The sequence below is a fragment of the Aequorivita sp. KMM 9714 genome (assembly GCF_011065475.1).
Taxonomy (GTDB): Bacteria; Bacteroidota; Bacteroidia; order Flavobacteriales; family Flavobacteriaceae; genus Aequorivita; species Aequorivita sinensis.
Genome location: NZ_JAAGRO010000001.1, coordinates 479357 through 504854 on the forward strand (window position 1 = coordinate 479357; position 25498 = coordinate 504854).

Genomic DNA, 25498 nt, shown 5'->3' on the forward strand with positions numbered 1-25498 from the left:
ATAACCTAAGGGGTTTTACGTTTAGTAAATCCTTCGGGAGAAGGTAAAATCCATTCACTATGTTTAAATGGATGCCATTTTTCAGCTGCAATGTCGATACTTGGGTCAGTAAATTGGTGAAACGGGCCATAATTCACTCGCACTTTAGCATCAAGATAAACCGCTACGTCTCTTCCTTTTTCGGCTTCAACTTGTTTAATCTTTTGGGCTAACTGCCACATGATATCAGGTTTTGTGGTAACAGAAGCTTGTTGCTTAAGCCCTAAAATGCTTTGATGGTCATAAAGCTCTCTTTTTCCATTTTCTTTGTCTTTTACATAGACATTTAGCATTCCACCTTTTGAGCGTAACATCATCCTCCAGCTTAAACGGTGCCCTTCTTCTGTCCAAAGTACATCGTCTTTAAAAAACCAATGACGCAATGGTAGCCCAAGCTGAAATAGGAAATAAATAGAAAACGCACCAACTATCAGATGCTTGTTATTAGGGATAATCACCTCGTTGGCAGTGTATAATTTTTTATTCGGAAGAAATACTCTCTGAAGTGTTTCTTTTGAGAAGAAAAACAAAGCAAAGGAAATTGACATATAAGGGAAAATTCCGATCTGAAAAACGATAGAATTAAATAGATGAAAAAACACAGATATAGCAAATCCTAATAAACGTGTGCGTTTCCAAAGCATTAACGGAACGATTAGCAAATCGAATAATATACCTGTATAAGCAATTGCCCAATGCACCCAGTTTTGCTGTAAAAAGTCGCCAATGAGCCAATAATCACTTTTACTATTCATTAAAAGCGATGCCATTGAAGCGTCAAGCCAATCGGGATAAAACTTTGCAACAGAAGCGAAAGTGTAAACTATCCAAACTTGAAGAATTAGCACTAACAATACCCAGCGAGGCATTGAAGGGGACTTTAGGGAAGGGTTTCTTTCTGCATCTATTGAAAACCATCGGTTTGCTGGCAGAAAAGCCATAATCCAACACAACAACATCATTAAATAGTAATGGTTATTGTAATTAGACTTTTGCATTAAATACACTGCAGTCCACATAATGGCATAAGCCAACATACTCAATCGGTATTTGTACCCAAGCATTACACCAATTCCGAAAATACCCATTACCACGAAGTAGAAGTACATAAAGTCTCCTTGCAGGTATTGCAGAAAATCGAAACCTATAAAATTGAAAGTAAATGGAGGCTCTACCAAAGTACGGCGAACCCAACCTGTAGCAATCGCGCCAAAAGCCTCAACCGTAATTAAAAAGCCAAACACTGCTCTAAATAGAACAAGACTAATATTGTCTATTTGTTTGAACAGGAGTTTATTCACGTTGATTTAAAAATTGTATTGCTTTTTTTTCGTCTTTTTCTATTTCTTGCCTTAACTCTTCAATTGAATCGAAAGTTTCTTCGTCTCGAATGTGTTTTAAAAATTCGATGGTAATTTCTTTCCCGTATAAGTCTTTGTTGAAGTTTAAGAAATGTGTTTCTATCGTTCTTTTTTTTCCACCAACCGTAGGATTTGTGCCAATACTGGTTATTCCAAATATTTTTTTGCCTTCAATTATAGACGCTACTACGTAAACTCCGTTTTTAGGGATGAGTTTATATTTTTCTTTTAATTTTAGGTTGGCTGTAGGGTAGTTTATGGTTCGACCTAGTGCTTTGCCTTTTTCAATTTCACCAGTTAGCATATAATTATAGCCTAAATAGCTGTTGGCAGTTTCAATATCTCCCGCATTTAAAGCATTTCTGATTTTTGTAGAGCTAATGGTTACATCATCTAATTCTTTTGCAGAAATCTCTTCAACTTCAAAACCATAAGTTAACCCAAATTCTTTTAGGTTTTCAATATTTGCTGTTCTATTTCTTCCGAAACGATGATCGTATCCTATGATTATTTTTTTGGCTTTCAGTCCGTTAACCAAAATATCTCTAACGTACTCTAAGGCAGTTAAACGTGAAAACGCATGGGTAAATTGATGGATTACCAAGTGTTCAAGTCCTGTTTTTTCAAGTAATTGAGCGCGTTCATCAATTGTATTTAACAAACTTATTTCTGAATGTTGCTGAAGTACCATCCGGGGATGCGGAAAAAATGTAAGAACAACCGAGTCTAAATCCTCTTTTTTGGCAGTTTCGACCAATCGTTTTAGGATAGCCGAATGCCCTATATGAACACCATCAAAAGTGCCAATTGTTACCACACTATGGCGGTCGCTCTTAAAAGTTGAAGCAGAGGTGTATTTCTTCAAAATTATTTTCCGTTAAAGGTATTCATAGTTATATTCATTCCAGCAAGCGCAAAAGACTCAATTGCTTTGCAACCTACTTCTAATCGTTCAGGGAGTGATTTGTTTTCTTCTTCATCCCATTCCCCTAAGACGTAGTCTATTTGTTTTCCTTTCGAGAATGCATCGCTAATTCCGAATCGGAAACGGTTGTAATTGGTGGTTTGTAGGGTGTTTTGGATGTCTTTTAATCCATTATGTCCTCCATCACTACCTTTCGTTTTAATGCGAATTGTACCGAAAGCTAAATTTAGGTCGTCGGTAATTACCAGCATATTTTCTAAGGGAATCTTTTCTTTATCAAGCCAGTAATTTACGGCTTTTCCGCTTAGATTCATAAAAGTGCTAGGTTTCAGAAAAATAAATGTTCGTCCCTTTACTTTATGTGAAGTAATATCTCCCAATTTTGCTGTTTCCCAAGTAAGTGAGTTTTTATCTGCATAAAAATCGAGTAATTTAAACCCGATATTATGACGAGTATTTGCATATTTTGGACCAATATTTCCTAGGCCTACAATAAGGAATTTTTTCATAGGATCTGTTTCTTCTGAAATAGTATTATGTTCTTTAGTTGAAAAGAACTTTTTAATAATAGAAAACATCTTTTTTAAAATCTTCGGTAAAAATAAAAAAAGCACCCTGAATTAACAGGATGCTTCTCACTTATCTTTAATAAGATTAACTTATGCTTCAGCTGGAGCTTCTTCAGCTTCAGTAGCTTCTGCACCATCTTCAGTTTCGTCTTCATCAACGTCAGCAATTGCAGTACGAGATGTTCTAACTTGACAGATAACTGTGTTTTCTGGGTGCATGATTTTGTAATTATCTGTTTTAAGAGACTTAGTGTACATTTTGTTACCAATACGCATATCAGTAATGTCTGCTTCAATAAAATCTGGAAGATTTTCTGGTAAAGCTTTCACTCTTAATTTACGAGTAACAATACGTAAAGTACCACCACTACGAACACCACGAGAGTTTCCTGTTGTACGAACTGGAATTTCCATAGTAACTTCTTTATCATCGAAGATTTGGTAAAAATCGATGTGAAGAATACGGTCTGTCACAGGGTGAAATTGGATATCCTGAAGGATAGCTTTAACTGTTTCGCCTCCTAGGTCGATTACAACTGTGTGTACGTCTGGAGTGTAAACCAAGTTTTTAAATGCAATTTCTTCTGCTGAAAAACTAATTGGTTCTTCCCCTCCGTAAACTACGCAAGGAACCATTCCAGCATTACGTAGGGCTTTAGTTGCCTTTTTGCCCACGCTTTCTCTTTTTGATCCTTTAATTGTAATAGATTTCATTTCTTTTGAAATTTGTTTATTAATAAAAACTCCCTAAAAAGCTGTTTTTTAGGGAGTGCAAAGATATGGTTTATTTTGGATTTCCGATTTAGGAATTAGGATTTTTTGAAGTAAGATCCTAAACTAATGGAAATTAAGGTAAAATCCTTGATGGCTAGAGGGTTATTATCGTTGTTGAGCCTCTATTTTTCAATTTTATAAGGTTTTAAAAGTCGAAATCTTAGCTTATAAAACATCGAAATCGTACAGAGACTACATTAAAAATTTACCGCTAATTGATTTATTAGCATTTACGCTTAACATAACATCTGCAAAAAGATTTGCACAGCTAATCACGCGTATTTTGCTATGAGGTTTTGTAGGAATTGAATCGGAAACGATTAATTCTAACATTTGAGATTTTTCAATTCGTTCGTATGCGTTTCCTGAAAGTAGTGGGTGAGTACATACAGCTCTAACACTTAGTGCGCCGCGCTCCATCATAAGGTCTGCAGCTGCAGTAAGAGTTCCAGCAGTATCTACCATATCGTCAACAAGAACTACATTCTTTCCTTTTACATCCCCAATTAATTCCATGTAAGAAATCACATTGGCTTTTTCGCGTTGTTTGTAGCAAATAACTACATCGCTTTCTAAAAACTTAGAATATGCATAAGCTCTTTTTGAGCCTCCCATATCTGGAGATGCAATTGTAAGATTTTCTAATCCTAAACTTCTTAAATACGGTAGGAATATAGTTGAAGCAAAAAGGTGATCTACAGGTTTTTCAAAAAATCCTTGAATTTGATCTGCGTGAAGGTCCATTGTGATAATTCGAGTAGCACCAGCAGTTTCAAGCATTTTAGCTACAAGTTTTGCAGCAATAGGAACACGAGGTTTGTCTTTTCTATCTTGTCGTGCCCACCCAAAATAAGGTAAAACGGCAGTAATATGTCTAGCAGAAGCGCGTTTAGCAGCATCTATCATTAATAATAGCTCCATTAAATGGTCGCTATTTGGAAAGGTTGATCCAATTAAGAACACTCGGCTTCCACGTACAGATTCCTCAAAAGAAGGTTGAAATTCTCCATCTGAATAATGAGAAGTAATCACTTTTCCTAGTGGGATACCAAAAGCATCGGCGATTTTTTTTCCAAGTTCTTCACTTTGTTTACAGGCAAAAATTTTCGGGGTTGGAGCAATATTTGGCATAAGGCAGATTATTGGTTTTGGTGCAAAGGTAAAAATTAATCGATAGTCACTTTGATAATTTGCCCTTTATCGAAACAAAAAAATCAATTCAGATTCACTCAAAATAATGTGTTGAGAAGAATTTAAGTTTATTTAAAATGAGAAATAAGAGCTTGCCGGTGAATTTTGTATTGAAGGGTAGTAAATTAAAACTGAAATTTTATTTTAAATACGCCGATTAAATAATGAATATTTTCCAATTATTTACTTATTTTTGCATCCCCAATTGCTCGAGTGGCGGAATTGGTAGACGCGTTGGATTCAAAATCCAATGTCGCAAGACGTGCGGGTTCGATTCCCGCCTCGAGTACAAATAATTCCTTAGAACGCCCTATTTACAATACTTTGTAGGTAGGGCGTTTTTATTTGTCCCCACATAGTCCCCACATTTGAGTAAAACCTAATAAGTTGAGGTATTATTTTAATCTTTAAAGCTCAATTATACCCAACAGCAATAACGCAAAACTCATAAGGCCAAAAAAGATAAACAGAGCAAACGAAAATTTTAATCCGTTTTTAATGGTGGTTTTATTGGTTCCGGAAAACATATTGTTTTGTTTAAATTAGTAACTGGATAGTTCAAACACCTATTAATCAAATAGATACCCCCCCTATTAATTTTTTAATTGAGTAAAAACTAAAGATAATAGCGATGTACAGCGTTAGTAATACTCAAAGTTTTTTACCCCTTACCCCTTAAGATAAACGACGTAAATAAACAGGGTTGGTATCTTGTTTCTTTCCGTTAATCTTTTCTAAGGACTTACTCCAGTTTGAAAGGTAATTTTCAAAGGAAATTATATTTACATCTTTGAAATCTTTTTGATTAAATTTATTAATGCAAAAATTCCATTCTGCCGGAGGTAGATTGTATTTTCTTTTTAAATTTTTAATCTCTTCTAAAAAGTTAATGTTTAAAAAATCAAAGTGAGTGAGCTCTCTCTCATCTTTTTTATATTCTTTTTTATAGTCTTTTCTATAATGTTTCGACTTTACAACTATAGGGTGTAAATCTTTAGTAATAGAGGTATTAATGTTTTCAGCTATAGGGTGTAATTCTTTAAGAACAGAGGTATTAATGTTTATTATACGATAGTTGCCCATAGATTGATCAACATAACAATTAATAAAACCTTTACTCAGTAAATTATTTATAATTTTTGAAATTCTACCTCTTGATAAATTGAGCACTTGAGCGAAGTATTTATTTGTAGCAAAACAGCCTTTATCGTTATCTAAATGTAAAATTATACTCAGAACTAAAATTTCAGAAGTCGTGAGTTCCTTATTTGTAAGGATATTTAAAGGGAGCCATATACCTTTAAAATCTCTATTGTAAACTTTGTCTTTATTCATTGAATAGTTTATTTTTACAATTGTATCAACTTGCCAGTTTATACAATCATTTTGAACAAATTAGGGAGCTGTTTTAGGCTCCCTTTTTTATTCTTAGTAAGTATTTATGTTCTTGAAGTATAGCGGTCTGTAATCTCTTTTGTACTGGATAGAAATTCGGGAATATATCCAATACAAAAGTATTCCAACTATTTATTGATTGAGCTACAATAAAGTGTTGAGGGTTTTCAAAATCTTTGCCTTTGCGGTTCTTTTGTTCCAGTCTTACAAATTGTGCCAAATTGCCCTCAAATACATAAGGAAATAGAGTATTTGCAAGGCCGGACTTTTTACACCTTTTCCAGTTAGTGTCATTTCTTAAATAGATCCAGTACTCAAAAAAACGGCTCCGGTCGTGAAAACCATTATCGTTTTCAATTCTCAATATCTTTGTGAAGAGTTTACAATCATTAAGAATATCGGTATTTATTAACTCAAATTCTTTTATGGGTTCTTTTGATGTACCTTTTTTAAGAGCGTATATCCCTCTGTAGTATCTTAAATTGCCAGTTTGCATAACACTATTTATTTGAGTTATACAAAACCTCGTTAATTTCTTTGCGACTAAAGTAAGTGCGGTTGCCTATTTTGTAGTGTTTTAATATTCCTTTATTACACCATTCGTGTAAAGTTGGATAGGCAATTTGTAGTAGGGTTGCGGTTTGTTCTCTTGTTAACCAGTCCTCAGGTTCTTTTAAAGTAAACTTTTCCTTAAGTTCTTGTAATTCGTACTCTATAGGCTTTAAAAGTTCTTGGAGCTGTTCTGGGGTTGCAATAGTGATACTCATATCTCAAATGTTTTAAATTATCTGAGGTAAAAGTATGTAGCTATAAAGGTCTAAATAGTAGGGTAATAATAGTGTTTACCCTACTGTTTTATTGTTCCTTATAAATTCCGATAAGAGTGAGTTAAATTTTACTTTTCTGTTTTCCTTATTACCGATTAAGTAGAGAGATTTTATTTTAGCATCATTAAGAGTGATTTTAATTTTAAAGTCCTTTAATTTCTCTTTTGTGATTTTATCAATAATAAAACTATTGTAGTATTCTGCAAATTCTCTCATTTGCCCCTCTTTTATGCTGTAATCCATTTCAACTAAATCAATTGATTTGCCAGTGTCGTAAAATTGTCTAAAAACATATTCAACAGCTGTTTTAGGGTATTTGTCTTTACTTATGAATTTATAAAAAAGAAACTCAAAGAACATTTGACTGGGTGCATCTTTAAAAATTTTATCATTATAATTTAGTGATCCGTTAATTTCATTTTGAATAATCTCTCTTAATTGTATCAATTGGTTATAATTGAAAACTGAATAAGCATTTTGTGCCCAATGTTCAAAGGTTGTTGTTGGTTGAGCCAATAATAAATGGTTAATATCTCGCAATCTATTTTGTATTTCACTATTAACGTATATTATAAGCTCTTGTAATCTTATTGATGTAGTTACTTTAACCCGATCCGGTATTTCGGCAATAGCCAATAAATCACTTTGTAGTTCGTGTCTTTTAGGTTTATTAATGCCAGTATTCATTTTGAACAATTATATGTTAAATACTCAAATGTATTTTTTAAAATCCATAAAACTAAAAAACATTTTCTCTCCATTAATCATTTCAATTTCAGCATTAAGAAAATCAAAACATTTTTTTTGTGTTTCGAACTGAGGTAAAAGGTTTAAATATGTATTATAAAACCCTTTAGTTGTAGTTAGATCATTCATTTGTTCCGGTTTTAATTAATTTCAGTTTTGCGGTTTTATTCTTTTTATGTTCTTGGTCTTGCCAAAAGTTATTTAAAACCTCAGCGTTATCCATTGCCGTTTTACCGATATACTTTAAAAACATTTTCTCCGTAGTGTGTCCAGTTATTGCCATTAATACGGGGGTTGGTAGTTTTCCGTAATGATTGGTTGCAAATGAACGTCTGCAAATGTGAGTACTAACTAATTCATACTTTGGATACATTCCCTTTAATTTACGCCACACCTTTTTTTTAACCTCAGTTCTTTTTGAGCCCTCAACAAGTTGTACCATTTTAACCTCTTTGCAAACTTTTTTAATGTAGTCATTAAAACGTTGGTCTGAAATTGGTCGGGGGAATTGGCCGTTTAATTTGTCTAAAATACTTAACACTTGAGGGTGTAAAGGGAGTACAATTTTTTGTTGTGTCTTTTGAGCTGTATATTCTATAAAACCATTGTGAATATTCTCATTTGTAAACTTTAATAAATCACTTACACGTGCTCCAGTCCATACTCCAATAATTAACCAATCACGTGCATTGTCTAAATAAGGTTTTTCGCTAAAGTCGTGTTTAAAAATGGTTTCAATTTCACTTTCTGTAAGTGTTACAAAGGTTGTTTTTTCTTTAGGCTCTCTAAACTCTTTTTTATCAATATCATCACTAATCTTTAGGCCGTACTCCCTTGCACTCTTTACAATGGTTTTAACGTATTTTAAATATCGGCCGGTTGTATTGTAGTTTAAGAGTTGTATGTTATGTAGAAAATAAATAAAATCCTTGTGAAAGGTCATATTAACATCTGATACCTTAAGTCTTTTCTTTTGGTGTTTTTCAAACTCTTTTAGTTTGTTAATGATTATTTGATACTTTTCAATTGTTTTAGGTTCCACACCAGTTTTGCCGTTCGGTTGTATTTTGTTGCCTAAAGTCTTAATGAAGTATTCAGAATAATCTATTAGATAATTAAAGTCTGTATTCTCGTCTTGCTCAAAAAAGCTATCAATTGTAGTTTTTAGCCATTCACTATTTATTAGTTGGCCGGTTGTATAGCTATTATTAAATGAATTTAAGATATGGTTTCTTAAATTGTTGAGGTCGTTTTGAATATTTACTTTTTCGGGAAAGTCGGCAACTTGTTTTACAGCTCCTTTTTTTTCATTCCAATACTTAGTATCAATTAATAGCTCAGTTGACTTTGTGAGGTCGTATTTTCGGCCGTGTCGTAATCTTAAAAGTATAGTACTGGGGTTTCCTTTTCCTTTAGTGAAGTATCTTATTGTTGCCATATCAAAAAATCATTATTGAATACCTCAAATATAGTGAATATTAAAATCTGTCCCCACATAGTCCCCACATTTTGCGTATTTATACTTACTTTAAGATACTTTGTCTTACTTTACTATTTTTTAAATAGCTCCCTTAGTAGTTGTAAATAAAGGGATTGAGGCCGTTTTTAGCGAGTTTAAGAAACTCTTTAAATTCGAGGGGTTGTTTTCCCGCCTCGAGTACTGTAAAAGCTCTAACAGCAATGTTGGAGCTTTTTTTATTTCGGTTAATTTAGATTTAGAGTGTAGGTTTTCAGGAGGGATCGGCTGCCTAGAATACTATTTACGTTAGTTGAAGTACAAAGTTTTTTTATTGCTAAAATTTTCTTGCTTTAAAATTTATTATTGTGAGTACTTCAATAATGTTCTAAAACAGTTTTTTCAAAAAAAAACAATTAATTGATTTTTAATATAGTAGTGACCTCTATAAGTTTATTCTATAGCCGTTGATAGTGTTTGAGCCTTTGTTATTTCAACGTTAAAAACCTCTTTAAATTTTTGGATAAAAACTTCATACAGTTGGTTTTCGTCTACTTTCCCATTTATTTCAATATTCATGGAAGTTACGCCTTTGTCTGTAATTCCACAGGGAACAATGTTTTTAAAATAAGATAAATCGGTGTTAACATTCAAAGCGAGTCCGTGAATGGTTACCCATCGGCTACATCGAACGCCGATTGCACAAATTTTACGTGCTCGATACGTTTCAGGTTCTATCCAAACTCCTGTGTATCCTTTAAGTCTTTCCCCTTTAATTCCGTATTCCTGAAGCGTTTGAATAACAGCTTCTTCTAGATTTCTAAGGTAGAGGTGAATACTGCTTCCAAATTTTTCTAAATCCAAAATCGGATAGGCTACAAGTTGTCCCGGCCCGTGATAGGTAATATCGCCCCCACGATTCGTGGCATAAAATTCAATTCCGTTTTTTTCGAGCTCTTCTTTTCTGAATAATAAATTCTCTGGATGCCCGCTTTTCCCTAGGGTATAAACGTGTGGATGCTGACAAATTAACAAAGTATTTTCAACTTCATCCGACTCATTTGAGCTAGCTTTCTTCGATACCGCCGTTTTTAATAATTCTTCCTGAATATCCCACGCATCTTTATAAGCAATGGTGCCCAAATTTTTTAATTTAACTTGATTCATAGCCTTAATAATGGTTAAACTACATTGAAGAATTTAGAAATTAAGCTTTTTTAGCCTGAGCAGCTCTCCAAGTGTTAATTCCGTATCCCGGAATCGTTTGTTTTTCACTGTGGTAAGAAGATCGGATCATCGGTCCGCTTTCCACATAATCAAATCCCATTTTATATCCTTCATCTCGAAGCTGAAGAAACTCTTCAGGCGTTACAAATCGTTGAACAGGTAAGTGTTTTTGTGACGGTCTTAAATATTGACCAATGGTAATAATATCACATCCCACTGATCTAAGATCGCGCATGGTTTCTAAAATTTCATCAAATTCTTCTCCTAATCCTAGCATAATTCCAGATTTGGTGCGCATTCCATTTTCTTTTAGATATTTAAGTACAAAAAGGCTTCGGTCGTATTTAGATTGAGGACGAACACTCGGAGATAAACGTCGAACGGTTTCTTGATTATGAGACACCACAGTAGGCGCTTCATCCACAATTCTTTGAATATTTTCCTCAACTCCTTTAAAATCTGGAATCAAAGTTTCCAAAGTTAGATTGGGGTTCATTCTTTTTACAACGCGAATGGTGTTTGCCCAAGCTGTTGATCCGCAATCTTCTAATTCATCCCTATCAACCGAAGTAATTACAGCGTGTTTTATTTTCATTTTTAAAATGGCTTCTGCCACGCGTTTGGGTTCTCCAATATCTATTGCATCGGGACGACCAGTATTTACATTACAAAATTTGCAAGCTCGTGTACAGGTGTTTCCAAGAATCATAAAACTCGCTGTACCCGCATTCCAGCATTCGCCGATATTCGGGCAACCTCCACTTTGACAAATGGTGTGTAGTTTATTGTCGTTTACAATACCTCGAACTTTAGTGAAGTTTTCTCCAGAAGGAAATTTTACTTTTAACCAAACTGGCTTTCTTTTAAATTTCAAAGCTTGTTCTCCTTCTTCTTTAGAGTCCTTTAGTTGATCTTTAATGGAATTAGGTGATGTACTCATTTCAATTTTTATTTTCGGGCTAAATTAATGTATCTAGATTGAATTCTTCCCAAAAAATTAAACAGATTTTCCGTAAGAGTTTTTACCTGAACCAATAAATAAATTGGCAATCACATTAAAAGAACTACTTCCAATATGTGAAAATGATATTTCTAAAACTACAAACGGCTAAAACAATAGTGGAGGCCATAGCTAGTCAACATTTCGTTTTTTCACCAATAATGAAAATACAACTATAAGTGTTTTTTATAAATACAGCTTTTAATACTTATAGATATACGAAAACACTGAAATAATTATCATTTATAGACTAATCTTCTGGCTATAAGAATAAAAAAATCCTCAGAAAGAATCTGAGGATTTTAATTATGTTGAAAATCGAATTTCTAAAAATTCAATTTATTTTTTGATTACTCTTTTAGTTATCATTCCTTCAGCAGAACGAATTACTAAGATGTAGTTGCCAGTCGAAAGATTACTTACTGAAACTTTTGTTGATTTTCCGTTTAATTTTCCAGTAGAAACCAAAGCTCCAGAAATGTTATAAACTTGGTATGAATCTAATTCTAGTGTAGAAGAAACTGTAAATTCAGAATCAAAAACAGTAGGATATACGCTTACTGCAGTTGCATCAAAATTGTTGTTTTGCACTCCTAATACTGAATTTAAAACAGGGTATCCGTCGTTAACGCTTGAATCGATAGACCAAGGTGCTTCAGTAGAACCTGCGTTTAATAAACTTACTGTTTCAGTAGACTTCATTTCGGCTGTAGAAAGTGCAGTAATGTCTGGAGTAACTGGAGGTCCTGGAATAAAACCTACACCTTCTGTCATTTCAGAAGTTTCAGTATCAAAATACAAGTTTTCAACTACTATTTGACCAAATAATCCAATTGATCCACCTGCATAATTAGGCGCTGATACTGTTCCAGTAGAATATGCATTTTTGATTATTAATGCATTGTCTCCACCACCAATAAGACCACCTGCGCGTTCTTCGTTAGCAACCACATTAGATCTTGAATAACTGTTGTCTATTGTGCTAGTTCCTCCAAATCCAAAAGGATAAGAACCAACTAATCCACCTGATAGAAAATCTGCTGTTACCGTACCCTCAGAGTAGCATTCAATTACAGCAGAAACATCAAAACCTGTCCCAGCAAGACCACCTACTTGGGCAAATCCAGTTACATTACCAATTGCATGACTTTTAGTGATAGTAGAGTTAGTTAAAAATCCACCAACCAATCCGCCAGTCGTATATTGTCCAGTTACGTTTACGTTAATTGCGCTACAATTTGAAACTGACCCATTATCGTAAAGGTTGGCTACTAAAGCTCCTGTATTATCATCGCCAATAACATTTGCAGTGTCAAGGTGGATATTTGAAAAAGAAGCGCTTTGAGTATGTCCAAAAAGACCAGCCATTTCACTTTCTGGCATATTAACCCACAAATTGCTTATAATGTGGTTGTTTCCTTCTACAGTTGCAGAAAAAGGGATTTCAAATTTAACGCCAATTGGAGTCCATAGATTACCGTCCAAATTGATGTCTGCACCAATAATAATAGTTTTACTACTAAAAGAGTTTCCGTCTGCAACCAATTGAGCTAAACCAGCTAATTCTTCGGCAGTAGAAAGTGTAAATTCATCTTGTGCAGAATTGTACCAACTTGTATCAGCAAGATCGCTCCAGGATGTTGTAGGATAAGTTTGTGCTTCGGCAACAGTTGTGAATGCCAAAAATAAGACTAAAAAGATTTGTAATTTTTTCATCATTTAAATTAAGGGGTTTTCCACAAATCTATTATAAAAATGACAATCTCAAATTTTTTAAAAAGCTGTAATGGTAAGTGATGACACGGGTTTCATTAGTATTTTGATAAATAATAAATACTATTAATAGCAAAAGTGTTAAAAAGTAATTAGTGGTATTAAAAACAGAGCGTAATGTATAGAATGATGTAATTGAAAAATAAATCTATTTTCTTTTAAGAATTTATGAAATCAACTATTAAACACCTAGAATTAGTAAATATATCTTAGTATTTGAGTTGAAAACATAAGCGAATTCTTCTACATTATCTCTATATTTGGCGTAATACCATAATCAATACCCCCAATGTCAGATTTTTGGCTTTATTTTAATCTAGGTCTAAACCATGTTTTAGATTGGAGAGCGTACGACCACGTTCTATTTTTAATTGTACTTAGTGCAGCTTATACATTTTCCTCTTGGAAAAGGCTGCTAATTTTGGTTACTCTATTTACCATAGGGCACACGCTATCGTTAGTACTAGTGAACTATAACGTGATAAATGTTTCAAGTAGTGTTATTGAATTTTTAATTCCGATAACTATTTTGGTGGCTGCTATATATAATTTGATTACTGCCAAAAAGCATAAGAAAAACGATAAAATGAGTGTTTTTTATGTGCTTACGGTATTTTTCGGATTAATACACGGATTGGGCTTTGCATCATTCTTTACCGCATTAGAAAGTGAAGGAAAACTACTTCCATTATTACAATTTGCCTTAGGTATTGAGGCGGCTCAAATAATAGTTGTAATAGTCTTGTTGATTTTTGCGTTTATTTTTCAAAGTATTTTCCGCTTCAATAAACGTGATTGGATTTTGGTTTTATCTTCAATTGTAATAGGAATGGTAATCCCGATGCTGGTTGATAATTGGATTTTTTAATAGAAGGGACGCAGGACTAAAGATAAACAGGAAGTAAAATAGAAGTAAAACTTGACGTTTTCAAAATTCAAAGGTGAAGTAGATTCACATTTAATACAGCACTTTTCTTAACTGATAACCTTCTCGCTCTTCGGTTCTTTTTGCAACAACTTAACACTATTTTTTTTGGTAGTAGTGTAACTTCCTGCTAATTTCGCTATCTATTTAAATGTATGAAAGACAGTAAACAACGTAAATACGATATTGCCTATTTAAGGATGGCAAGAGAGTGGAGTAAGTTATCTTATTGTAAGCGTAAACAAGTTGGTGCGCTTATTGTTAAAGATAAGATGATTATTAGCGATGGCTACAATGGTACTCCAACAGGTTTTGAAAATTGTTGTGAAGATGATGAAGGCTTAACAAAATGGTACGTGTTACACGCCGAAGCTAATGCAATTTTAAAAGTAGCTTCAAGTACACAGTCGTGTGAAGGTGCAACGTTATATATTACTATGTCGCCATGTAAAGAATGTAGCAAATTAGTTCACCAAGCAGGTATAACAAGAGTAGTATATTTAAATGAGTATAAAGATAATGCTGGCATAGCTTTTTTAGAGAAAGCTGGAATTAGCATTCAACATATTCCAGATTTGGAAACAGAATAATGACAGACAATAATCCCACAAATTTTAGTAAACACAAAAAATACTTACCACTGTGGGTTGGATTAGCACTTGCTATTGGCGTATTTATTGGTTCAAAATTCAATTTTGAAGACAAAACTGAAAAAATATTCGCAACTAGTTCAAAAAAGGATAAACTAAACAGACTTATAGACTACATCGACTACGAATATGTAGATAATGTAAACACAGACAGTATTGTTGATGTTACAGTAAATGGAATCCTTGAAAACCTTGACCCTCATTCGGTTTATATTCCGAAGAAAAGCTACGCACACACTGCCGATGATATGCGTGGTGCCTTTACAGGGATAGGTGTTAGTTTTTATATCTATAAAGACACTATAGCTGTTATAAGATCAATTACAGGAGGGCCAGCTGAAAAAGCGGGTATCAAAGGTGGTGATCGTATTCTCTATGCCGATGGTAAAAAACTCTTTGGCGAATTAATTAATCGCGACAGTATATCTAGTTATTTAAAAGGGGAAATTAACAGCAAAGTCGCATTAGATGTTTATCGTCCAAGTGAAAAGAAAATACTCGATATAACTGTACGAAGAAATAAAGTGCCACTTATAAGTGTTGATGCTTCGTATAAAATAACAGATGATTTAGGCTATATAAAACTCAACCGTTTTTCTGAAACTACTTACAAAGAGTTTGAAGGAGCTTTAGAAAAATTAAAAGAAGACGGCGTATCTAAATTGGTTTTAGACCTTCGTGATAACCCTGGTGGGTATATTTCTACTGCAGAAAGAGTTGTAGATGAGTTCTTAGAAAACAACAAGCTTATTCTTATCACAAAAAATAAAAGTGGTGATATAAACAAAACCTACGCTTCCCGTCGTGGCGAATTTCATCACGCAAAAATTTATGTTCTAATTAATGAAAACTCAGCTTCGGCAAGTGAAATTGTAGCTGGTGCACTCCAAGACAATGATAAAGGTATTATTGTGGGGAGAAGATCGTTTGGAAAAGGCTTGGTGCAGCGAGAAATGTCGTTAGGCGATGGAAGTGCAGTACGACTAACAATTGCGCGCTATTACACTCCTACTGGCCGTTCCATACAGCGTCCTTATGGCAATGGGAATGATAATTACTATAGCGATTATGAAAAACGCTACCGAAATGGCGAGTTGATCCATTTAGACAGTATTAAAGTTGCCGATTCTTTAAAGTATACGACTCCTAAAGGAAAGGTTGTTTATGGAGGAGGAGGAATAATACCAGATGTGTTTGTTCCTAAAGATACAAGTGTTGAAAATGAAACCCTGCAATACGTTTCAAAAAGTGGATTTATGAGTTATTTTATTTTTGAATATCTCGAAAAGAACAGAGCTCAATTTGAAGGAATGAACTTTGAAGATTTCAGAAATAATTATCAAGCTGATGATAGTTTATCTACTGAATTTATTGAATACGCTCGACTTAACGAAGCTCAGATAGATTTGTCTAATTATACCGAAGAGCTAAAAAGATTATTGAAAGCAAATATTGCGCAACAGTTGTATGGTCCTAATCAATTTGAGATTATTCTCAATGAAGCAGATCCTATGCTACTTAAAGTATTGGAGTTAGAAGCAGCTGCTAATTCTTCAGAAAAAGAAGAGTAAGATTATCTTTTTACCTTAGAAGCTATCTTCTTAGATATCAATAATATTCCAAGTAAGATAAAAGAGCACATTCCAGCTAATATACCGAATACCGCAACTGAGCTATCTCCCACAAGGATGTTGTCAAACTCTAATTTTGTAGCGTTAAAAATTATCAAGGCAAATGATAAAGCCATCAAGATGTAGATAAATACTTTCATAGTAATATTTTATTGAATTCAGTTTTTCAATAGTATCCGATTAAATTTTAATTGAATAACAATTGAATGTTTGAAGTAAAAAGTTTTACTGCAATTGCTAGCAAAATTACACCAAAAACCTTTTGAATCACAGCAATTCCGTTTTTTCCCAAAAAGCGTTGCAGTTTTCCTGAAGTTTTTAGCACGGTATAGATAATTACTATGTTTACTACTATAGCTACTATAATATTTTGAATTTCATATTCTGCACGTAATGAAAGAAGTGTAGTTAAACTTCCAGGTCCAGCTAATAATGGAAATGCTAGTGGAAATACTGATGCCATATCGGGATTTGTATCTCCTTCTTTAAAAAGAGTTACCCCTAATATCATCTCTAAAGCAATAAAAAAGAGAATTAATGCACCTGCAACAGCGAACTCATTAACGTTAACGCCAATAAGTTTTAGAATGCTCTCTCCAAGAAAGAGGAACAAAATCATTACAATAGCTGCAATTAATGATGCTTTCGCAGAATTAATATGTCCTGCTTTTTCACGTAAGCCAATAATAATTGGAATGCTTCCAATAATATCGATTACAGCAAAAAGAACCATAGTGGCCGTTAGTATCTCCTTAAAATTTAATAGCATAGCGAAATTTTTCAGGCGGCAAAAGTAAGTTTTATGTTTGGTCTAATAAAATAAATAAACAATAAAATAAAAAGTTTTTTTAAGGCTATAAAGTATTGACTGTTAATGCGTAATAATTAAATTAGGATAAATGTAAAGTTAGTGAATGATATCCGCCTAAATCCTCAAATTCTATTAAGCTACAGTTGATATGTGTGTTAGTAGTAAAAAAAATAGCATTTGAATTTTAAAAATTGAGTCATCCAAGTGATTTTATACTGATAGGTGTAAAATTGTATCGAAGTAGTATATTTGCAAAATGTTTCAACTAGGCAAAACAATAGTATCCGAAGACATTATCAAGAAAGATTTTGTCTGTAACCTCAACGCTTGCAAAGGTGCTTGCTGTATTGAAGGGGAGGCGGGAGCGCCCCTAAATGAGGAAGAAGTACAAATTTTAAAAGACATATACCCTAAGGTGAAACCATTCCTTCGCCCTGAAGGAATTGCATCCATAGAAAAGCAAGGCACTCACGTAGTATCCGATTTAGACGAACTAGAAACTCCTCTTGTAGATGGGAAGGAGTGTGTTTATGTAACTTTTACCGATAAAGGTATTGCAAGTTGCGGAATCGAAGACGCTTATAATGCAGGAGAAATAGATTTTAAAAAACCTATTTCTTGTCATTTATACCCAATACGCGTTCAGGAGTACAGCGAGTTTTCTGCAGTAAATTACCACCGTTGGCCAATTTGTGATGACGCTTGTACATTAGGAAAAGAACTTCAAGTACCAGTTTATAAGTTTACAAAAGATGCTCTTATCAGAAAATTTGGCGAAAATTGGTATGCCGAATTAGAAAAAGTGGCTTCTGAGTTATAGGGGTTTCCCCCATTTTTCGTATATTCTAATTATATTTAATTGGCTTTGTTTAACTTAGCTTCTGAAATCCTTTTTTTCTGCAATTAAAATTTAGAATTATGAAAAAATATATAGTAGCACTTTTTGTACTGGGTACACTTATAGCGTGCAAAGACAATCCTGTGAGCAAAAAAGTAAAAGAAACAAGAGAATCGGTTTCCAATACTACAAATGCTGTGAAAGAAATGACCAAAATGCAGGACGATATTAAAGAACTGCAAGAAATTACTCCACTTACTAACGAAGACTTTAAGAATTGGCTTCCAGACCAAGTTGATGGTATGAAGCGTATAAGCTATAAAGCTGGTCAAACTGGGATGATGGGAATTTCATCTATTGAAGCTACATATGCTAATGAAGATAAGTCTAAAAAGTTTAGCTTTAATATTATCGATGGAGCAGGTCAAATGGGTGCAGCTGCAACAGCAGGTATGAGAATGGTAATGACTCAAGATTTTGAAGAAGAAGATGAAAATGGCTTTAAAAGAACCACTACTAAAAGAGGAACTAAAGCTATTGAAGAATATAGAACTAGAGATAATAGAAGTAAAATTCAGCTTATGGAAGGCAATCGTTTCTATATAGATGCTACTGGAACTAATATGGATCTCGATGAAACTTGGGATGCTATTGATGAATTAGATATAGACGACTTAGGATAATACAACTTAAAACAAAATTAAAAAGGGCTAAAAGCAGTAGTGTTTTCAGCCCTTTTTGTGTTTTGGAACATATGTTATCAGGTTTGTTACAATAGTGTTATACCCCACAAAATGATTACCTTAAATTTGAATATATAATTATTGAATATTAAACAAAAGTGAGGAGATTGTTTAATGTTAAATATGTAAGGCCGTGATATCGCGGCCTTTTTTTTGTGGTATATTGATTGAAGTAAGATTTGTATAAAAAATTTCAGAACTCAATAGCTCTCAAGTCATTTCATTATATTTACCGCATGCGTAATTTTCTTCTCATTTTAATTTTATTTGTTACTACAGCGAGCTTTTCGCAGAGCGATGCTTTGGCAAAAAATTACTTTGAACAAGGCGAATTTGAAAAAGCACTTCGCATCTACGAAAAGTTAAGCGAGCAAAACCCCTACCGAATGGATTTCTTTTTGGGAATGGTGGAAGCAAATCAACAACTCGAGAATTTCTCGAAAGTTGAATCCCTATTAAATGAAAAGCTAAACGGAAGTCGAAATTATCCTCAGCTTTATGTAGAATTAGGGTATAATTATTCACTTCAAAATAAAACAGAATTAGCTGTCGAAAACTACAATAAAGCCATTGAAACATTAGACCTAAACCCAAACTTCGCTTATAATGTGGGTGCGGCATTTCAAAAATATAGCTTATTAGACGAAGCTGTTACAACCTATGAAAAGGGAATGAGCTTAAACGATAAAATGGATTTTCATACGCAGTTGGCGAGAATCTATGGGGAGCAAGGGCAACTCGAAAAAATGTTTGACAGCTATATTAAGATTATTGAGAGAAACTTAAGCTTTAAGTCATCAGCACAACGCTATTTTAGTCAGTATATAACTGAAGATTCAAACAACGAAGCAAATCAAATTCTTAGAAGAATTCTTCTTCAGCGTTCACAACAAAACCCAGATGTACTTTACAACGAATTGTTGAGCTGGTTGTTCATTCAACAAAAAGAATACAAAAAAGCTTTTGTTCAGGAAAAAGCAATCTACAAACGTTTAGGCGCGGAATTACGTGGTATTACAGAGTTAGCCTATATTGCAATAGCAGATGAAGATTATGTTTCGGGTAGAGAAATAGTAAGTTATTTAATCGAAAATTCCTTTACACCTCAAAGTAGATTACAAGGCAATCAAATTTTAATGCAAATGGAAGTCAAAACTGCCACTCCAAAAGAATATGCCGACATAGAGAAAAAGTTTGAAAGTTTATTAGAAGAGTTTGGAAGAGGGCGAGAAACGTATTTATTGCAAATAGACTACAACCATTTTTTAGCTTTTCAGAATAACAAAAAAGGACAGGCAATCAAAAACCTAAAAGCCTTAGCTAAGGAGCCGTTATCTGCTTACCAAGAAGCGAGAGTAAAAATGGAACTTGCAGATATTTTGGTGTTCGACGAAAAGTTCAACGAAGCCTTGATTTACTATTCTCAAATTCAGAAAAAAGTTCAGAGCGATGTTCTTGCACAAGAAGCAAGATTTAAAGTGGCGCGCACTAGTTACTTTAAAGGCGATTTTGATTGGGCTCAAGTGCAGTTGGATGTTTTAAAAAAATCTACATCACAACTAATAGCTAATGACGCTATGGAGCTTAGCTTATTAATAAGCGATAATACTATTGAAGATTCTACTCAAACTGCCCTAAAAAAATATGCTCGTGCAGATCTTTTGGCTTTTCAAGATAAAAACTCCGAAGCTATTTCAGTTTTAGACGATATTTTAACCAACCATAAAGGTGAAAAAATTGAAGATGAAGCTCTTTTTAAACAAGGTAAAATCTTTGAAAAGATAGGGGAGTACTCTAAAGCAGAAAGCAACTACTTGAAAATAATAGAATTTTATAGCGATGATATTTTAGCCGATGACGCTCATTATCACTTAGCAAAAATTTATGAAGAGAAATTAGATTTACCTGTGAAGGCAAAAGAACATTACGAAGCAATAATTTTTAATTATGCCGACAGCATTTATTTTATTGAAGCTAGAAAAAAATATAGAACTTTGCGCGGTGATGCGATAAACTAATATCAATCAAAATTCAATACTCAATATTCCAATGCTTTTGAAGAAGGTATAGGGATTTAGACTCTTATAATATTTAAATATGTATATATATAACGTTACAATGAATGTAGAAGAAATTATCCACGACATTTGGTTACAGTGGATGTTGTCTGATTACATTCCAGCAATGCTAGCCACAGGTAAATTCAGTAAAGCACTTATGACTCGTGTTGTTGTTGAAGAAGAAATGGGAGGGAAAACCTATTCGGTTCAATACACTACAGATAGTAAAGAAACACTTGAGAAATATTTTGCTGAAAATGCCGAAGAACTTCGCGGTAAAAGCTTACCTTTTGAAGGGAAAGTTGTTTCATTCCGCACCGAACTTGAGGTAATAGGTGAAGCACATAATGAGCTTTTCAGAAAAAATTAATTTTGTTGTGTTTGTGGGGAAAACCTTTTCAGTTTTTTACAGTTAAACATCCTTTTAAAGGTTATGAATGAAGAAAAAATCAAAGAACCAAAAAGAAGCTAATACAACCGGAGCAGTTCGCGCCAAAAAACACCTGGGGCAACACTTTTTAAAAGACGAAGCTATTGCCGAAAAAATCGGGGATACACTTACGCTTGAAGGTTACAAAAACATTTTGGAAATTGGCCCTGGAATGGGAGTTCTCACCAAATATTTAATAAATAAAGACGCTGAGGTTATAGCTATGGACCTCGACGCCGAATCTATTGTTTATTTAAAAGAAAATTACAAAAACAAAAATCTCAAAATTGTTGAAGCAGATTTTTTGAAATACGATCTTTCAGAATTATTCAATGATGAACAATTTGGCATAACAGGTAACTTCCCGTATAACATTTCAACTCAAATTGTATTTAAAATGTTGGAATGGAAAGAGCAAATTCCAGAGTTTACGGGAATGTTTCAAAAAGAAGTTGCACAACGTATCTGCGAGAAAGAAGGAAGTAAGGCTTATGGAATACTTTCGGTTTTAACGCAGGCATTTTATGATGCCGAATATCTTTTTACAGTGCCTCCTACAGTATTTAATCCACCTCCAAAAGTAGACAGTGGTGTACTGCGATTAAAACGGAAAGAAGATTATTCCATTCCATGTGATGAAAAAATGCTTTATAAAGTAGTGAAAACTGCTTTCCAACAACGTAGAAAAACGCTTCGAAATAGTTTAAAATCTTTTAATATTTCTGATAAACTAAAAGAAGACACTATCTTTGGCCAGCGTCCAGAACAACTTTCTGTTTCACAATTTATAACTCTTACAAAAAAACTGGAGAATGATGCAATTTCAACTGACTAATGAATTTATTGAGCAGGTTGAACAGCTAATTGCCAATAACGATGGCGAGCAGCTAAAAGCATTATTAAATGAATTTCACTTTGCCGATATAGCAGAGCTTCTACACGAGTTAGACACCGAAGAAGCAACTTATATCGTAAAGCTATTAGATAGTGAAGTAACTAGTGAAATCTTAATCGAACTAGATGAAGATTTTAGAGAGCGAATATTAGATAATCTTTCGCCTTCAGAGATTGCAGATGAGCTTGAAGAAATGGACACCGATGATGCTGCCGATATTATCGCAGAACTCGATGACGATATTCAAAAGCAAGTAATTCGGCATATCGAAGACGAAGAACACGCCGCTGATATTGTAGACCTTCTGCGTTACGATGAGGATACAGCAGGGGGATTAATGGCAAAGGAGTTAGTAAGCGTTAAAGAAACTTGGACAGTAGCAGGATGTGTACGCGAAATGCGCCGTCAAGCCGAAAATGTTACTCGAGTTCATTCTATTTATGTTACTGATAAAGAAGGAAGGCTAAAAGGAAGACTTTCTTTAAAAGATTTACTTACTGCGCCAGGAAGAGCACATATAAGCGAGGTTTATATCCCAAAGGTGGATTACGTAAGAGTTAACACCGAAGCCGATGAAGTTGCTCGTATTATGCAGAAATACGATTTGGAAGCGATTCCTGTTGTTGATGAAGACGGTATTCTTGTAGGTAGAATTACCATTGATGATATTGTAGATTATATAAAAGAAGAGGCTGAGAAAGATTACCAATTAGCTGCGGGTATTAGTCACGACGTTGAAGCCGACGATGGAATAATCAAGCAAACTCGAGCTCGATTACCTTGGCTTTTAATTGGAATGTTCGGCGGTTTAGGTGCTGCAAGTATAATTTCAGGATTTCAAGAAATATTAGAGAGCTTTCCAAGAATTTTAATTTTTGTCCCGCTCATTCAAGCAACAGCTGGAAATGTAGGAGTACAATCTAGCGCGATAGTTGTTCAAGGTTTAGCAAATGATACTATAAAAGGCAATATTTTCGCTAGGTTGCTTAGAGAATCTGGTTTGGCCTTAGTAAACGGTCTTGCCATTGCACTAATAGTGCTTTTTATAAGCCACTTTATCTTTTCAACGAGCTATTTAGAGTCTATTAGTATAGGTATAGCCCTGGTTACCGTAATTCTTTTAGCTGCATTAATCGGTACTTTTATTCCAATTATTTTAGATAAACGAGGAATCGATCCTGCAGTAGCAACGGGACCATTTATTACTACTAGCAACGATGTTTTTGGAATTCTTACTTATTTCTTAATTGCTAAATTAATATTAGGATTTTGAAATCGGATATCTTTATACAACGTTTCACAGTGCCGGCTTCGGCTATTGATGGGTTAAATCACGTTAATAATGTGATTTATCTACAATGGTGTCTAGAAGCAGCCGAAGCTCATTGGATTTCTAAAACTTCAGAAGAACAACGTAAAAAAAATGTTTGGGTGGTGCTTAATCACTTCATTTCGTACAAAGCTCCTTCATTTTTAGGGGAAGAGTTAGAAACACATACCTGGATTGAATCCTACGAAGGTGTGAAAAGCGAAAGGCATTATAAAATAGTGAGACCTGCAGATGGTAAAGTTATTGTTGAAGCACAAACCTTGTGGTGTTTCTTAGATGCTGAAACTTTTAGACCTACTAAAATCACTGAAGAAATTTCTAAAATTTTCCTTTAAATAAGTAGTCTCACATTCTACTTACAAAACCATAATTTTCAATACTTTTGCCTACTTATATAAGGAATTAAATAAACCTTGTAGGAATTAAAGCCGAACTTACTTGAGCGTTTTTAAAAAACTATTTAAGCAAACATTTATTTATGGTTTAGCCACGGTTTTACCAAGGGTAATGGCTGTGATATTAGTTCCGTTGTACACTTCGGTAATGCTACCTGAAGAATACGGGATTTACTCTACTTTAATGGCATACCTTATTTTGGGAAATGTCTTGTTGAGCTACGGGATGGAAACTGCTTTTTTCAGGTTTGTAACCAAAGACTCTAGCAATCAAAAAATTGTACAGTCCACGACTTTAACATCACTCACAGTTTCTACTTTTATATTCCTGGGAATAACAATGCTTTTTAGAAATCAATTTGCTGTTATTGCTGATTTTAACCCTGAATACGTTACCTACGGACTGTTAATTCTAGCTCTGGATGCTTTGGTAGTTTTACCATTTGTATGGTTTAGAGTAAATGAAAGGCCTTTGCGTTATGCTGTAGTAAAAATCTTTAACGTTGTTATAAACTTAGCTTTCAATCTGTTTTTCTTGTTAATGCTTCCTAAACTAGCGGAAAACAGCACGTATTGGAATTCGCTATGGTTTCCAGAGAATAAAGTGGCTTATGTTTTTATTGCAAACTTAATTGCAAGTGGGGTAACGCTGTTGGTATTACTTCCTCTGTATATTAAAATTGGTTTTGGCTTCAGTAAAACTATTTGGAAACAAATGATGAAATACGCTATTCCTGTTCTTATTGCTGGAATTGCTTTTAGTATTAATGAAGCCTTCGATAGAATCCTACTAAAGTATTTATTACCTGAAAACGTTGCTGAGGTTGAGGTCGGTCTTTATTCGGCTTGTTATAAGCTAGGAATGTTTATGACGCTCTTTGTAATGGCTTTCCGTTTAGGAATTGAACCGTTTTTCTTTAATCACTCGGGGCATGCAAATGCGAAAAACACCTATGCAACAATCACAAAATATTTTACCCTGTGTGGTTGCCTAATCTTACTTGGAGTAATAGTATATATAGATCTTTTCAAACAAATTCTAATTCCAAACAGCCAATATTGGGAAGCGATTAAGATTGTACCCATTATTTTATTGGCAAATCTGTTTTTAGGAATTTACCACAACCTTTCTGTTTGGTATAAGGTTACAGACCGCACCAAATACGGGGCTTATATTTCGGTTTTTGCAGCTGTAGTTACATTAGTGCTAAACTTTGTTTTAATTCCCTATATCGGGTATATAGGTTCGGCTTTTGCAACCCTTGCTGCTTATGGAAGTATGATGGTGCTTTCGTACCTTTACGGACGTAAGTATTACAATGTTCCTTATGAAGTGAAAAAGATAGTTGGCTATTTGGTTTTAGCTGTAGGATTTTCAGCAATTTCCTTTTACCTCTTCGACCGAAATATTTGGATAGGATCTGCGTTATTATTACTGTTTATCGCTATTTTATACTATTTTGAAAAAAATGAATTTTTAAAAATATTAAAAAAGTAAAGTTAAAA

Annotated in this window: 27 protein-coding genes and 1 tRNA gene; 12 read left to right on the top strand and 16 right to left on the bottom strand. The window is 33.9% G+C overall.

From position 1 onward, the window contains the following. Window positions 1–5: 5 nt before the first annotated feature. The 5 genes from G3A46_RS02180 to G3A46_RS02200 all read right to left on the bottom strand — a co-directional run bounded on the left by G3A46_RS02180 (window position 6) and on the right by G3A46_RS02200 (window position 4799). Window positions 6–1340, bottom strand: a complete 1335-nt coding sequence (locus G3A46_RS02180) for an HTTM domain-containing protein (protein ID WP_165145661.1) — start codon at window positions 1338–1340, stop codon at window positions 6–8. Then, window positions 1333–2265: a bifunctional riboflavin kinase/FAD synthetase gene (locus G3A46_RS02185; RefSeq protein ID WP_165145664.1), complete on the bottom strand. Its 933-nt coding sequence runs from the start codon at window positions 2263–2265 to the stop codon at window positions 1333–1335. Before G3A46_RS02185 ends, G3A46_RS02180 begins: the two co-directional genes overlap by 8 nt. 2 nt (window positions 2266–2267) lie before the next feature. After that, entirely contained in the window at window positions 2268–2903 is a 636-nt protein-coding gene (gene pth, locus G3A46_RS02190; RefSeq protein WP_165145667.1) for an aminoacyl-tRNA hydrolase, read from the bottom strand. 81 nt (window positions 2904–2984) lie between these two features. Further along, window positions 2985–3608, bottom strand: a complete 624-nt coding sequence (locus G3A46_RS02195) for a 50S ribosomal protein L25/general stress protein Ctc (RefSeq protein WP_165145670.1) — start codon at window positions 3606–3608, stop codon at window positions 2985–2987. Between the two features lie 252 nt (window positions 3609–3860). After that, a complete protein-coding gene (locus tag G3A46_RS02200; RefSeq protein WP_165145673.1) occupies window positions 3861–4799 on the bottom strand; it encodes a ribose-phosphate pyrophosphokinase in 939 nt (312 codons plus the stop codon). Between the two features lie 267 nt (window positions 4800–5066). Between G3A46_RS02200 and G3A46_RS02205 the strand changes: the two genes are divergently transcribed. Beyond that, window positions 5067–5148 (top strand) — tRNA-Leu (locus G3A46_RS02205). 386 nt (window positions 5149–5534) lie between these two features. Here the strand turns inward: G3A46_RS02205 and G3A46_RS02210 are convergent. The 9 genes from G3A46_RS02210 to G3A46_RS02250 all read right to left on the bottom strand — a co-directional run bounded on the left by G3A46_RS02210 (window position 5535) and on the right by G3A46_RS02250 (window position 13230). Then, complete coding sequence (locus G3A46_RS02210; protein ID WP_165145676.1) at window positions 5535–6194, bottom strand: helix-turn-helix domain-containing protein; 660 nt, start codon at window positions 6192–6194, stop codon at window positions 5535–5537. Between the two features lie 73 nt (window positions 6195–6267). Beyond that, on the bottom strand, window positions 6268–6750 hold the full coding sequence (locus G3A46_RS02215) for a hypothetical protein (RefSeq protein WP_206735941.1): 483 nt from the start codon (window positions 6748–6750) through the stop codon (window positions 6268–6270). Window positions 6751–6754: 4 nt separating this feature from the next. Further along, the gene (locus G3A46_RS02220; protein ID WP_165145679.1) at window positions 6755–7021 is read right to left on the bottom strand and encodes a helix-turn-helix domain-containing protein; all 267 of its coding nucleotides are present in this window, start codon (window positions 7019–7021) and stop codon (window positions 6755–6757) included. Window positions 7022–7096: 75 nt separating this feature from the next. Then, entirely contained in the window at window positions 7097–7768 is a 672-nt protein-coding gene (locus G3A46_RS02225; protein WP_165145682.1) for a hypothetical protein, read from the bottom strand. Between the two features lie 24 nt (window positions 7769–7792). Next, window positions 7793–7957 carry a hypothetical protein gene (locus G3A46_RS02230; protein ID WP_165145685.1) on the bottom strand — a complete coding sequence of 55 codons (165 nt, stop codon included), beginning with the start codon at window positions 7955–7957 and terminating at the stop codon, window positions 7793–7795. Continuing rightward, window positions 7950–9266 carry a phage integrase SAM-like domain-containing protein gene (locus G3A46_RS02235; RefSeq protein ID WP_165145687.1) on the bottom strand — a complete coding sequence of 439 codons (1317 nt, stop codon included), beginning with the start codon at window positions 9264–9266 and terminating at the stop codon, window positions 7950–7952. Before G3A46_RS02235 ends, G3A46_RS02230 begins: the two co-directional genes overlap by 8 nt. 471 nt (window positions 9267–9737) lie before the next feature. Further along, window positions 9738–10451, bottom strand: a complete 714-nt coding sequence (gene lipB, locus G3A46_RS02240) for a lipoyl(octanoyl) transferase LipB (RefSeq protein WP_165145689.1) — start codon at window positions 10449–10451, stop codon at window positions 9738–9740. A gap of 40 nt (window positions 10452–10491) precedes the next feature. After that, window positions 10492–11451 (bottom strand): lipoyl synthase, encoded by a 960-nt coding sequence (lipA, locus tag G3A46_RS02245; RefSeq protein WP_165145691.1) that lies wholly within the window; start codon window positions 11449–11451, stop codon window positions 10492–10494. 399 nt (window positions 11452–11850) lie between these two features. Further along, window positions 11851–13230 carry a T9SS type A sorting domain-containing protein gene (locus G3A46_RS02250; RefSeq protein ID WP_206735942.1) on the bottom strand — a complete coding sequence of 460 codons (1380 nt, stop codon included), beginning with the start codon at window positions 13228–13230 and terminating at the stop codon, window positions 11851–11853. A gap of 343 nt (window positions 13231–13573) precedes the next feature. Here G3A46_RS02250 and G3A46_RS02255 point away from each other — a divergent pair, with 343 nt between their 5' ends. From G3A46_RS02255 to G3A46_RS02265, 3 genes are all read left to right on the top strand, one after another. Continuing rightward, window positions 13574–14152 carry a HupE/UreJ family protein gene (locus G3A46_RS02255; protein ID WP_165145695.1) on the top strand — a complete coding sequence of 193 codons (579 nt, stop codon included), beginning with the start codon at window positions 13574–13576 and terminating at the stop codon, window positions 14150–14152. 212 nt (window positions 14153–14364) lie between these two features. Then, entirely contained in the window at window positions 14365–14799 is a 435-nt protein-coding gene (locus G3A46_RS02260; protein WP_139854256.1) for a dCMP deaminase family protein, read from the top strand. Then, complete coding sequence (locus G3A46_RS02265) at window positions 14799–16430, top strand: S41 family peptidase (RefSeq protein ID WP_165145697.1); 1632 nt, start codon at window positions 14799–14801, stop codon at window positions 16428–16430. The genes G3A46_RS02260 and G3A46_RS02265 overlap by 1 nt, the downstream gene beginning before the upstream one ends. Window positions 16431–16432: 2 nt before the next feature. Here the strand turns inward: G3A46_RS02265 and G3A46_RS02270 are convergent, their stop codons facing one another. Continuing rightward, a complete protein-coding gene (locus G3A46_RS02270) occupies window positions 16433–16606 on the bottom strand; it encodes a hypothetical protein (protein ID WP_241836850.1) in 174 nt (57 codons plus the stop codon). Between the two features lie 71 nt (window positions 16607–16677). Next, the gene (locus G3A46_RS02275; RefSeq protein ID WP_165145701.1) at window positions 16678–17259 is read right to left on the bottom strand and encodes a MarC family protein; all 582 of its coding nucleotides are present in this window, start codon (window positions 17257–17259) and stop codon (window positions 16678–16680) included. A gap of 298 nt (window positions 17260–17557) precedes the next feature. Between G3A46_RS02275 and G3A46_RS02280 the strand changes: the two genes are divergently transcribed. From G3A46_RS02280 to G3A46_RS02315, 8 genes are all read left to right on the top strand, one after another. Beyond that, entirely contained in the window at window positions 17558–18121 is a 564-nt protein-coding gene (locus G3A46_RS02280; protein ID WP_165145704.1) for a DUF3109 family protein, read from the top strand. A 98-nt stretch (window positions 18122–18219) separates the two neighbouring features. Further along, entirely contained in the window at window positions 18220–18822 is a 603-nt protein-coding gene (locus G3A46_RS02285; protein WP_139854261.1) for a hypothetical protein, read from the top strand. Between the two features lie 296 nt (window positions 18823–19118). Next, the gene (locus tag G3A46_RS02290; protein WP_165145707.1) at window positions 19119–20900 is read left to right on the top strand and encodes a tetratricopeptide repeat protein; all 1782 of its coding nucleotides are present in this window, start codon (window positions 19119–19121) and stop codon (window positions 20898–20900) included. Between the two features lie 79 nt (window positions 20901–20979). After that, a complete protein-coding gene (locus tag G3A46_RS02295; protein ID WP_139854263.1) occupies window positions 20980–21312 on the top strand; it encodes a DUF4286 family protein in 333 nt (110 codons plus the stop codon). A gap of 67 nt (window positions 21313–21379) precedes the next feature. Further along, the gene (gene rsmA / locus G3A46_RS02300; RefSeq protein ID WP_165145710.1) at window positions 21380–22207 is read left to right on the top strand and encodes a 16S rRNA (adenine(1518)-N(6)/adenine(1519)-N(6))-dimethyltransferase RsmA; all 828 of its coding nucleotides are present in this window, start codon (window positions 21380–21382) and stop codon (window positions 22205–22207) included. After that, window positions 22185–23540, top strand: coding sequence for a magnesium transporter (gene mgtE, locus G3A46_RS02305; RefSeq protein WP_139854265.1), 1356 nt, complete (start codon window positions 22185–22187; stop codon window positions 23538–23540). Before rsmA ends, mgtE begins: the two co-directional genes overlap by 23 nt. After that, window positions 23537–23932, top strand: a complete 396-nt coding sequence (locus G3A46_RS02310; protein WP_165145712.1) for a thioesterase family protein — start codon at window positions 23537–23539, stop codon at window positions 23930–23932. The genes mgtE and G3A46_RS02310 overlap by 4 nt, the downstream gene beginning before the upstream one ends. A 103-nt stretch (window positions 23933–24035) precedes the next feature. Further along, window positions 24036–25490, top strand: coding sequence for an oligosaccharide flippase family protein (locus G3A46_RS02315; RefSeq protein WP_165145715.1), 1455 nt, complete (start codon window positions 24036–24038; stop codon window positions 25488–25490). Window positions 25491–25498 lie beyond the last annotated feature (8 nt).